Origin of the sequence: Streptomyces sp. NPDC056527 (genome assembly GCF_042794475.1) — a bacterium.
In the GTDB taxonomy this organism is placed as follows: domain Bacteria; phylum Actinomycetota; class Actinomycetes; order Streptomycetales; family Streptomycetaceae; genus Streptomyces.
The window spans coordinates 1-11,426 of sequence record NZ_JBHTTQ010000160.1 but is presented as its reverse complement, the minus strand read 5'-3'; the positions used below and the strand labels follow the sequence as shown (position 1 = coordinate 11,426).

7 protein-coding genes are annotated in these 11,426 nt (G+C 69.9%); 6 read left to right on the top strand and 1 reads right to left on the bottom strand.

Annotated features, from left to right (window positions below; genetic code table 11):
- Positions 1-109: 109 nt before the first annotated feature.
- Positions 110-3,637, bottom strand: a complete 3,528-nt coding sequence (metH, locus tag ACFQ7Q_RS36115) for a methionine synthase (RefSeq protein WP_383562862.1) — start codon at positions 3,635-3,637, stop codon at positions 110-112.
- 308 nt (positions 3,638-3,945) lie between these two features.
- Between metH and ACFQ7Q_RS36110 the strand changes: the two genes are divergently transcribed.
- The 6 genes from ACFQ7Q_RS36110 to ACFQ7Q_RS36085 all read left to right on the top strand — a co-directional run bounded on the left by ACFQ7Q_RS36110 (position 3,946) and on the right by ACFQ7Q_RS36085 (position 11,398).
- Positions 3,946-4,710 carry an IclR family transcriptional regulator gene (locus ACFQ7Q_RS36110; protein WP_376436191.1) on the top strand — a complete coding sequence of 255 codons (765 nt, stop codon included), beginning with the start codon at positions 3,946-3,948 and terminating at the stop codon, positions 4,708-4,710.
- A gap of 358 nt (positions 4,711-5,068) precedes the next feature.
- A complete protein-coding gene (locus ACFQ7Q_RS36105) occupies positions 5,069-5,857 on the top strand; it encodes an MIP/aquaporin family protein (protein WP_383562859.1) in 789 nt (262 codons plus the stop codon).
- 35 nt (positions 5,858-5,892) lie between these two features.
- Positions 5,893-7,419: a glycerol kinase GlpK gene (glpK, locus tag ACFQ7Q_RS36100; RefSeq protein ID WP_383562856.1), complete on the top strand. Its 1,527-nt coding sequence runs from the start codon at positions 5,893-5,895 to the stop codon at positions 7,417-7,419.
- Positions 7,420-7,425: 6 nt separating this feature from the next.
- On the top strand, positions 7,426-9,030 hold the full coding sequence (locus ACFQ7Q_RS36095; RefSeq protein WP_383562853.1) for an FAD-dependent oxidoreductase: 1,605 nt from the start codon (positions 7,426-7,428) through the stop codon (positions 9,028-9,030).
- 108 nt (positions 9,031-9,138) lie between these two features.
- A complete protein-coding gene (locus ACFQ7Q_RS36090; RefSeq protein ID WP_383562850.1) occupies positions 9,139-10,200 on the top strand; it encodes an LLM class flavin-dependent oxidoreductase in 1,062 nt (353 codons plus the stop codon).
- Positions 10,201-10,342: 142 nt separating this feature from the next.
- Positions 10,343-11,398, top strand: coding sequence for a PAC2 family protein (locus ACFQ7Q_RS36085; RefSeq protein WP_383562847.1), 1,056 nt, complete (start codon positions 10,343-10,345; stop codon positions 11,396-11,398).
- Positions 11,399-11,426: the final 28 nt, after the last annotated feature.

Here is an 11,426-nt window from a genome sequence, read left to right as displayed (position 1 = left end):
GTCACCCTCCCCGGTACGGGGAGGGTGACCGGCCTGCACTGGACCGACCAGTGTACGTCTCGATCACCGAGAACGCAGGGATACACGCCCTGACGTGCGCCGAAAGGTGTCAGCGCGCGTTGAAGTACTTCGCCTCGGGGTGGTGGATGACGATCGCGTCGGTGGACTGCTCGGGGTGGAGCTGGAACTCCTCCGAGAGCTGGACGCCGATCCTCTCGGGCTGCAGCAGCTCGGCGATCTTCGCCCGGTCCTCCAGGTCGGGGCAGGCCCCGTAGCCGAGCGAGAACCGCGCGCCGCGGTACTTGAGAGCGAACATGTCCTCGACGTCGGCCGGGTCCTCGCCCGCGAAGCCGAGCTCGGCACGGACCCGGGCGTGCCAGTACTCGGCGAGGGCCTCGGCCAGCTGGACGGAGAGACCGTGCAGCTCCAGGTAGTCGCGGTAGGAGTCGGACTCGAAGAGCTTGGCGGTGGCCTCGCCGATCCGCGAGCCGACGGTGACGACCTGGAGGCCGACGACATCGGTCTCGCCGGACTCCTCCGGGCGGAAGAAGTCCGCCAGGCACAGCCGGCGGCCGCGGCGCTGGCGCGGGAAGGTGAAGCGGGTCCGCTCGTTGCCCTGCTCGTCGAGGATGATCAGGTCGTCGCCCTTGGAGACGCACGGGAAGTAGCCGTGGACGACGGCCGCCTCCAGCAGGTTCTCCGTGTGGAGGCGCTCCAGCCAGCCGCGCAGCCGCGGCCGGCCCTCGGTCTCCACCAGCTCGTCGTACGACGGTCCGTCACCGGCCCGGTTCTGCTTGAGGCCCCACTGGCCCTTGAACAGGGCGCCTTCGTCGAGCCAGCTCGCGTACTCCTTGAGCTGGATGCCCTTGACGACGCGGGTGCCCCAGAACGGCGGCGCCGGCACCGGGTTGTCGGTGGAGACGTCCGACCGGCCGCCCTCCTCGGGCTCGTTGACCTCGAGCGCCGTGGCGCGCTGGGCGACGCGGCGCTGCTTGAGCTCGGGCAGGGCCGCCCCGGGCACGCCCCGCTTGACGGCGATGAGGGCGTCCATCAGGCGCAGGCCCTCGAAGGCGTCGCGGGCGTAGCGGACCTCGCCCTGGTAGATCTCGTGGAGGTCCTGCTCGACGTACGCCCGGGTGAGGGCGGCGCCGCCCAGGATGACCGGGAAGTCGGCGGCCAGGCCGCGCTGGTTCAGCTCCTCCAGGTTCTCCTTCATGATCACCGTGGACTTGACCAGCAGGCCGGACATGCCGATGACGTCGGCGCGGTGCTCCTCGGCGGCGTCGAGGATCGCGGAGACCGGCTGCTTGATGCCGAGGTTCACCACGTTGTAGCCGTTGTTGGACAGGATGATGTCGACGAGGTTCTTGCCGATGTCGTGGACGTCACCGCGGACGGTGGCCAGCACGATCGTGCCCTTGCCCTCGGCGTCCGACTTCTCCATGTGCGGTTCGAGGTAGGCGACGGCCGTCTTCATGACCTCGGCGGACTGGAGCACGAACGGCAGCTGCATCTGGCCGGAGCCGAAGAGCTCGCCGACGACCTTCATGCCGTCGAGCAGCGTCTCGTTGACGATGTCGAGGGCCGGGCGCTCCTGCAGGGCCTCGGCGAGGTCGGCCTCCAGGCCGTTCTTCTCGCCGTCGATGATGCGGCGCTTGAGGCGCTCCTCCAGCGGCAGGGCGAGGAGTTCCTCGGTCTTGCCGGCCTTCATGGACTTGGTCGTGGCGCCCTCGAAGAGCGCCATCAGCTTCTGCAGCGGGTCGTAGGCCGGTTCGTCCCCCTGCTGGGGGCGTCGCCGGTCGTAGATCAGGTCGAGGGCGGTGGTGACCTGCTCCTCGTCGAAGCGGGCGATCGGCAGGATCTTGGACGCGTGCACGATGGCCGAGTCCAGTCCCGCCTTGACGCACTCGTCGAGGAAGACGGAGTTGAGCAGGATGCGGGCGGCCGGGTTGAGGCCGAAGGAGATGTTGGACAGACCCAGCGTGGTCTGGACGTCCGGGTGGCGCCGCTTCAGCTCGCGGATGGCCTCGATCGTGGCGATGCCGTCCTTGCGGGACTCCTCCTGCCCGGTGCAGATGGTGAAGGTGAGGGTGTCGATGAGGATGTCCGACTCGTGGATGCCCCAGTTGCCGGTCAGGTCGTCGATGAGCCGCTCGGCGATGGCGACCTTGTGCTCGACGGTACGGGCCTGGCCCTCCTCGTCGATGGTGAGCGCGATGAGCGCTGCGCCGTGCTCCTGGGCCAGCCGGGTGACCTTGGCGAAGCGGGAGTCGGGCCCGTCACCGTCCTCGTAGTTGACGGAGTTGATGACGGCGCGGCCGCCGAGCTTCTCCAGACCGGCCCTGATGACGTCGACCTCGGTGGAGTCGAGGACGATCGGCAGGGTGGAGGCGGTGGCGAAGCGGCCGGCCAGCTCCTCCATGTCGGCGACGCCGTCGCGGCCGACGTAGTCGACGCAGAGGTCGAGCATGTGCGCGCCCTCGCGGATCTGGTCGCGCGCCATCTCCACGCAGTCGTCCCAGCGGCCGTCCAGCATGGCCTCGCGGAACTTCTTGGACCCGTTGGCGTTGGTGCGCTCGCCGATCGCCATGTAGGAGGTGTCCTGGCGGAACGGGACCGTCTGGTAGAGCGAGGCGGCGCCGGGCTCGGGGCGCGGCTCACGGACGGTGGGGGTGAGGCCGCGGACCCGCTCGACGACCTGGCGCAGGTGTTCCGGGGTCGTACCGCAGCAGCCGCCGATCAGGGAGAGGCCGTACTCGCGGACGAAGGTCTCCTGCGCGTCGGCGAGCTCGACCGGGGTCAGCGGGTAGTGCGCGCCGTTCTTGCCGAGGACGGGCAGGCCGGCGTTGGGCATGCAGGACAGCGGGATACGGGAGTGCCGGGCGAGGTAGCGCAGGTGCTCGCTCATCTCGGCGGGGCCGGTGGCGCAGTTCAGGCCGATCATGTCGATGCCGAGCGGCTCGAGCGCGGTCAGCGCGGCGCCGATCTCGGAGCCGAGCAGCATGGTGCCGGTGGTCTCGACGGTGACGGAGACGATCAGCGGCACGTCGATGCCGAGGGAGTCCAGCGCACGGCGGGCGCCGATGACGGACGCCTTGGTCTGGAGCAGGTCCTGGGTCGTCTCCACGAGGAGCGCGTCGGCGCCGCCCGCGATGAGGCCCTCGGCGTTCTGCTGGTAGGCGTCGCGCAGGGCGGTGTACGGGGCGTGGCCGAGGGTAGGCAGCTTGGTGCCGGGGCCCACGGAGCCGAGGACCCAGCGCTGCTGTCCGGTGGAGGCGGTGAACTCGTCGGCGACCTCGCGGGCGATCCGGGCGCCGGACTCGGAGAGCTCGTACACCCGCTCGGGGATGTCGTACTCGCCGAGCGCGGCGAGGTTCGCGCCGAAGGTGTTGGTCTCGACGCAGTCGACGCCCGAGGCGAAGTACTCCTGGTGCACGGAGCGGACGATGTCCGGCCGGGTCACGTTCAGGATCTCGTTGCAGCCTTCGAGGTTCTCGAAGTCCTCGAGGGTGGGGTCCTGCGCCTGGAGCATGGTGCCCATGGCTCCGTCGGCCACCACCACTCGGGTCGCGAGTGCCTCGCGGAGGGTTGCGGCGCGGGTCCGGCTGTCGGCGGAAGGGGTTGGCGACGAGGCCATGGATGAGCTCCCTGGGGTGCGACGGCTGTCGGCTTTGCACTCTCGGTGGAGGGTGCACGGGGCCAGACTAACCGTGCGCACGCCGGGGTGGACATTGCGTCCCACGTGCCGGACGGCATCCTTATGTCCGGGGACTCCCGGTCACACCCGTTCGTGAACGACACTGTCTGAGTAACTACTGGTCGACATCGACCGATAGTGTTCAGCATTGCCGAACAGCATGATCCACGGAATCCTGTCCGTAAGATCCACGGGACCGCCGGGATCGTGGGACCGCCGGGATGTGGACAGGGAGAAGGGCCGGGGCGATGGCGAAGAACATCCAGTCGCTTGAACGAGCGGCGGCGATGCTGCGACTGCTCGCGGGCGGCGAGCGTCGGCTCGGCCTGTCCGACATCGCCTCGTCACTCGGTCTGGCCAAGGGCACGGCGCACGGCATTCTGCGCACGCTGCAGGCCGAGGGCTTCGTGGAACAGGACGCCCCCTCGGGCCGCTATCAGCTCGGCGCCGAGCTGCTGCGCCTGGGCAACAGCTATCTGGACGTGCACGAGCTGCGGGCGCGGGCACTGGTCTGGACGGACGACCTGGCACGCTCCAGCGGCGAGAGCGTCCATCTGGGCGTCCTGCACCAGCAGGGCGTGCTGATCGTGCACCACGTCTTCCGGCCGGACGACAGCCGCCAGGTCCTGGAGGTGGGGGCGATGCAGCCGCTGCACTCCACGGCCCTGGGCAAAGTGCTGTCCGCCTACGACCCGGTGGCGCACAGCGAGGTCCTCGAGGTGCCGCGCGAGGGCTTCACGCCCCGCACGGTCACGGACCTCAAGGAGTTCGAGTCCCTGCTCGACATGACCCGCGCCAAGGGCTGGGCCGCCGACGTGGAGGAGACCTGGGAGGGCGTGGCCTCGGTCGCCGCCCCGATCCACGACCGGCGCCGGATGCCGGTGGGCGCGGTGGCGATCACCGGCGCCGTGGAGCGGGTCTGCGACGACGGCGAGCTGCGCTCGGAGCTGATCGCGGCGGTGCGGGACTGTGCCCGCGCGGTCTCCCGCGACCTCGGCGCGGGGCGCTTCTAGCGCCCGGCGAGGGGTGCTCCCAGGGGCCACACCCGGCCCGCACACGGAGCCTGCCCCGCACACGACGACCGGCCCGGCGCCTGATGGCGGCCGGGCCTTCGCGTGTCCGCCTTCGCACCCCGGCAACCCGTCGGTAACGATCGGGTCATGCGGGAAGCAATCGACCACCGAACCCTTGACGGGCTCTTCACGAGGGGGCAAAACTTCCGTTCATCGGTCGGCATTGCCGAACACCTACCGGCAATACGCGCTAGAGTGTGGCAGTGCCAAGGGCCGGCAACGCCCTCATACGAGGGCGCGGACCACCGGAGGGACCCGGGGTTCGCCTTCCCCTGGACGAAGGACAAAGGAGTCGCGGGTGTCCAGCTCCGACATCTTCATCGGCGAGATCATTGGTACCGCCGTACTCATTCTGCTCGGCGGCGGCGTCGTCGCCGCCGTTGTACTGAAGCGCTCGAAGGCTCAGAACGCCGGATGGCTCGCCATCACGTTCGGATGGGGCTTCGCGGTCATGACCGCCGTGTACATGACGGGTACCCTCTCGGGCGCCCATCTGAACCCGGCCGTCACCGTCGGCATCGCCCTCAAGGACGGGGACTGGAGCAACGTTCCGGTCTACTTCGCGGGCCAGATGGTCGGCGCCATGCTCGGCGCGTTCCTGGTCTGGATCGCTTACTACGGACAGTTCCAGGCCCACCTCACGGACCCGGAGATCGTCTCCGCGCCGCCTCACGAGGAGGGCATGGTCGACCAGAAGGCCGCGCCGAACGCCGGTCCGGTGCTCGGTGTCTTCTCCACCGGACCCGAGGTCCGAGTGGTCTGGCAGAACCTGGCCACCGAGATCATCGGCACGGTCGTGCTGGTCCTCGCGGTGCTCACCCAGGGCCTCAACGACAGCGGCAAGGGCCTCGGCGTCATCGGCGCCCTGATCACCGCGTTCGTCGTGGTCTCCATCGGCCTCTCGCTCGGTGGCCCGACCGGTTACGCCATCAACCCGGCCCGTGACCTCGGCCCGCGCATCGTGCACGCCCTGCTGCCGCTGCCGAACAAGGGCGGCTCCGACTGGGGCTACGCATGGATCCCGGTCGTCGGCCCCCTGGTGGGTGGCGCGATCGCCGCGGGTATCTACAACATCGCGTTCGCCTGAGTCGTCCTTCCACCCAGACTTCCTTGGAGCACACCGTGACCGACGCACACACCGCCGGCCCGTTCATCGCCGCCATCGACCAGGGCACCACCTCCTCCCGCTGCATCGTCTTCGACAAGGACGGCCGGATCGTCTCGGTCGACCAGAAGGAGCACGAGCAGATCTTCCCGAAGCCGGGCTGGGTCGAGCACGACGCCGCCGAGATCTGGGCCAACGTCCAGGAAGTCGTGGCGGGCGCCATCGACAAGGCCGGCATCACCTCCGCCGACGTCAAGGCCATCGGCATCACCAACCAGCGCGAGACCACCCTGCTCTGGGACAAGACCACCGGTGAGCCCGTCCACAACGCCCTCGTCTGGCAGGACACCCGCACCGACGCCCTCTGCAAGGAGCTCGGCCGCAACGTCGGCCAGGACCGCTTCCGCCGCGAGACCGGTCTGCCCCTCGCCTCGTACTTCTCCGGCCCGAAGGTCCGCTGGCTGCTCGACAACGTCGAGGGTCTGCGCGAGCGCGCCGAGCGCGGCGACATCCTCTTCGGCACCATGGACTCCTGGGTCATCTGGAACCTCACGGGCGGTGTCGAGGGCGGTCACCACGTCACCGACGTCACCAACGCCTCGCGCACCATGCTGATGAACCTGCACACCATGGCCTGGGACGACAAGATCCTGCAGTCCATGGAGATCCCGGCGCAGGTGCTGCCGGAGATCCGCTCCTCCGCCGAGGTGTACGGCACCGTCAAGGGCGGCGTCCTGGACGGCGTCCCGGTCGCCTCCGCGCTCGGCGACCAGCAGGCCGCCCTGTTCGGCCAGACGTGTTTCGCCGAGGGCGAGGCCAAGTCCACGTACGGCACCGGCACCTTCATGCTGATGAACACCAGCGACAAGATCATCAATTCCTACAGCGGCCTGCTGACCACGGTCGGCTACCAGATCGGCGACCAGAAGCCGGTCTACGCCCTGGAGGGCTCGATCGCCGTCACCGGTTCGCTGGTGCAGTGGATGCGCGACCAGATGGGCCTGATCAAGTCCGCCGCCGAGATCGAGACCCTCGCGTCCTCGGTCGAGGACAACGGCGGCGCCTACTTCGTGCCGGCCTTCTCCGGCCTGTTCGCCCCGTACTGGCGCTCCGACGCCCGCGGTGTGATCGCCGGCCTCACCCGGTACGTCACCAAGGCGCACATCGCCCGCGCCGTCCTCGAGGCCACCGCCTGGCAGACCCGCGAGATCACCGACGCCATGACGAAGGACTCCGGCGTCGAGCTGACCGCGCTCAAGGTCGACGGCGGCATGACCTCCAACAACCTGCTGATGCAGACCCTCTCGGACTTCCTCGACGCGCCGGTCGTGCGCCCGATGGTCGCCGAGACCACCTGCCTCGGTGCCGCCTACGCCGCCGGCCTGGCCGTCGGCTTCTGGCCGGACACCGACGCCCTGCGCGCCAACTGGCGCCGCGCGGCGGAATGGACCCCTCGCATGGACGCCGACAGGCGTGACAGCGAGTACAAGAGCTGGCTCAAGGCCGTCGAGCGGACCATGGGCTGGATCGAGGACGAGGAGTAGATCGACATGACCACCCTGCAGAGCGTCCCTGCCCTTGGGACGCGACCGGCGGCCGGTTCCCTTCCGAGCCGCGCCGAGACCCGGGAGCAGCTTTCCAAGGCGACGTACGACCTCCTGGTCATCGGCGGCGGCATCCTGGGCATCTCCACCGCCTGGCACGCCGCGCAGTCGGGCCTGCGGGTGGCCCTGGTGGACGCCGGCGACTTCGCCGGCGCCACCTCCTCCGCCTCCTCCAAGCTTCTCCACGGCGGTCTGCGCTACCTGCAGACCGGCGCGGTGAAGCTGGTGGCGGAGAACCACTTCGAGCGGCGTGCGGTCTCCCGCCAGGTGGCACCGCACCTCGCCAACCCCCTCACCTTCTACCTGCCCGTCTACAAGGGCGGCCCGCACGGCGCGGCCAAGCTCGGCGCCGGTGTCTTCGCCTACTCCGCCCTGTCGGCGTTCGGTGACGGCGTCGGCCACCTGCTCGGCCCGGCGAAGGCCGCGCAGGACGTGCCGGAGCTGCGCACGGACAACCTGAAGGCCGTGGCCGTGTACGGCGACGACCAGATGAACGACGCGCGCATGGCGCTGATGACGGTCCGCGCGGCCGTCGAGGCCGGTGCCACGGTGCTCAACCACGCCGAGGTCACCGGGCTGCGCTTCACCCGTGGGCGGGTCACGGGTGCGGAGCTGAAGGACCGCACCAGCGGCGACGAGTTCGGTGTCTCGGCCCGACTGGTGCTCAACGCGACCGGCCCGTGGGTCGACCACCTGCGGAAGATGGAGGACCCGAACGCGGCCCCCTCCATCCGTCTCTCCAAGGGCGCGCACCTCGTCCTGAAGAGGACCTCGCCGTGGAAGGCCGCGCTGGCCACCCCGATAGACAAGTACCGCATCACCTTCGCCCTCCCCTGGGAGGACATGCTGCTGCTCGGCACGACCGACGAGGAGTACGAGGGCGACCCCGGCCAGGTCGAGGTCACCGAGAAGGACACCGCCCAGATCCTGGACGAGGCCGCCTTCTCCATCCGCGACCAGCAGCTGTCGCGCGATCTGATCACCTACGCCTTCGCGGGTCTGCGGGTGCTCCCGGGCGGTCCCGGCGACACCTCCAAGGCCAAGCGCGAGACGGTCGTCACCGAGGGCCGCGGCGGGATGCTGTCGGTGGCCGGCGGCAAGTGGACGACCTTCCGCCACATCGGCCGTACGGTGATGAAGAAGCTGGAGTCCCTGCCGGGGCACCCGCTGGGCGAGGACTACGAGTCGGTCTCGACGCTGCCGAAGCGGCTGCCGCTGCCCGGCATCGCCAACCCGAACGCGGTCGCGCACCGGCTGCTCGTCGACGGCCCGGCCCCGGGCCCGCGGATGGCCGCCGACACCGCCAAGCACCTGGCGACGCACTACGGTTCGCTCTCCTTCGACATCGCCCGGATGGCGAACGAGAACCCCGAGCTCGGCGAGCGTATCCACCCGGACGCGCCGGAGATCTGGGCGCAGGTCGCCTACGCCCGTGACCACGAGTGGGCGGAGACGGCGGACGACGTGCTGCGCCGCCGTACGACGCTGACGATCCGCGGTCTGGCGACGGACGAGGTCCGCGGCAAGGTCGAGGACATGCTCCGCAAGTAGCGTTCCGGTAAGGGGCGGTCTCCATGGGAGGCCGCCCCTTACGCGTGCCCGGAGCCGCGCCATACGGCCGCCATCCCGCCGCAACACTGGGCGGGAAGAGTTGCCGGCATGAAGTTTCAGGTGCTCTCCATCATCGGCCACGCCCCGCATCCCCTCACCGGCGAACTCCCCTCCGCCGCAGACCGGTTGGAGGAGGTCCTCGCGGTCGGCGAGGCCGCCGAGCGACTCGGCTTCGACGCCTACGCGATCGGCGAACGGCATGCGGGGGCGTTCCTCTCCTCCGCCCCCACGGTGCTGCTCGGCGCGCTGGCCGCCCGTACCTCCCGCATCAGGCTGCTGACGGGGGTCACCGTCGTCGCGATCCTCGACCCGGTCAGGGTCGCCGAGGACTACGCCACGCTCGACCAGATCTCCCGGGGCCGGATCGAGCTGGTCATCGGCAAGGGGGCGGAGGCCGGCCACTTCGACCTCTTCGGCCTGGACGAGGAGCGGCAGTGGGATCTGCAGAAGGAGAAGTACGAGCTGCTGCGCCGGCTGTGGAGCGAGGAAGGCGTCGACTGGGAGGGCGAGTTCCGGCCCCCGCTCAAGGACGTGACCACCGTCCCCCGGCCGTACGCGGGGCTCCCGCGTGTCTGGCACGGCTCGGCCACCAGTCTCAACTCCCCCGAACTCGCGGCCAGGCACGGTGATCCGCTGTTCACGGCCAACGCGATCCAGCCGCGTGAGGCGTACGCGAAGCTGATCGCCCATTACCGGGAGAAGTTCGAGGAGTACGGTCACGACCCGGCCCACGCGCGCGTGGCGGCGGGTTCGGGCGGCCTGCTGATCGCCGACACGGCCGAGCAGGCGGTCGCGCGGTACAAGGAGCTGTACAAGGCGCGGGTGCGGCAGAACTTCAAGCCGCATCTGGAGGGGAAGGCCGGCTACAACACCCCGTTCCGGACGATCGAGGACGCGATCGCGGACGGTCCGCAGCTGATCGGATCGCCGCAGCAGATCATCGACAAGATCCTCGGCTGGCACCAGGTCTACGGTCATGACCTGCAGTCCGTCTCGGTCGACGGCTTCGGTCTTTCGACCGCGGAGCAGATCGAGACGCTGCGGCGCTTCGCCGAGGAGATCGCGCCGGTCGTACGACGGGAGGCGCCCAGCACCCTCTGGGAGGGCTGAGCCGGGCCGTGTGCCGGGCCGGGTTCGTGGGTAGTCGATCAAGGCCGCTTCGGCTCCCGGTGGTGCACGAGGGCTGCGGACGGACCGTGGGAAAGCCGTAAGGTTGGTCCGTACGACAGGAACTTCGAAAAGGAGGCACTGGGTGATCGAGCTCGAGGGGGTTCCCGAGCTGATCGACCCGGTCATGGTGGCCGCGTTCGAGGGCTGGAACGACGCCGGCGACGCCGCCTCCACCGCGGTCGCCCATCTGGACCGGGAATGGAAGGGCGAGGTGTTCGCGGCGCTCGACGCGGAGGACTACTACGACTTCCAGGTCAACCGGCCCACGGTGTGGCTGGACGGCGGCGTCCGGAAGATCACCTGGCCGACGACGAGGCTCTCCGTGGTCCGGGTCGGCGGCGACAAGCCGCGCGACCTTGTCCTGGTGCGCGGGATCGAGCCGTCGATGCGCTGGCGCTCGTTCTGCAACGAGATCCTGGGCTTCGCCCATGAGCTCGGCGTGGAGATGGTGGTGATCCTGGGCGCGCTGCTCGGCGACACCCCGCACACGCGGCCCGTGCCGGTCAGCGGGGTCACATCCGACCCGGATCTGGCACGCACGATGGATCTGGAGGAGACCCGCTACGAAGGCCCCACGGGCATCGTCGGCATCCTCCAGGAGGCCTGCACGCACGCGGGTGTGCCCGCGGTGAGCCTGTGGGCGGCGGTACCGCACTATGTGTCGCAGCCGCCCAACCCCAAGGCGACGCTGGCGCTCCTGAACCGGCTCGAGGATCTGATCGACATGCGGATCCCGCTGGGCGAGCTGCCCGAGGACGCGCGGGCCTGGCAGCTGGGCGTGGACCAACTGGCCTCCGAGGACAGCGAAGTGGCGGAGTACGTCCAGACGCTGGAGGAGGCGCGGGACACCGCGGAGCTGCCGGAGGCCTCGGGCGAGGCGATCGCCAGGGAGTTCGAGCGGTATCTGCGACGCCGTGACGGCGGTCCCGGTCCCGGACCGGGCCCCGGTCTCGCGACGGACGGCGGCGACGCCTCGTATCTGAGGGACCCCGGCAGCGGCCGGACACGGCCGCCGAAGCCGGAGCGGCCGGGTCCGGAATCGGCGCCGGAGAGTTCGGGGCCGGAGACGCCCTCCGAGGGCTCCGAAGGTTCCCAGGGCGAGAGCCCCGAAGGGTCCGACGGCGACGCCGAGGAGTGAGCCGTACGAGAGGGGGCCGCGCCGATTC

Excerpts from the sequence above, each read along its gene's own strand:
- metH (WP_383562862.1), bottom strand. The coding sequence starts at position 3,637 with ATGGCCTCGTCGCCAACCCCTTCCGCCGACAGCCGGACCCGCGCCGCA.
- ACFQ7Q_RS36110 (WP_376436191.1), top strand. The coding sequence starts at position 3,946 with ATGGCGAAGAACATCCAGTCGCTTGAACGAGCGGCGGCGATGCTGCGA.
- ACFQ7Q_RS36095 (WP_383562853.1), top strand. The coding sequence starts at position 7,426 with ATGACCACCCTGCAGAGCGTCCCTGCCCTTGGGACGCGACCGGCGGCC.
- ACFQ7Q_RS36090 (WP_383562850.1), top strand. The coding sequence starts at position 9,139 with ATGAAGTTTCAGGTGCTCTCCATCATCGGCCACGCCCCGCATCCCCTC.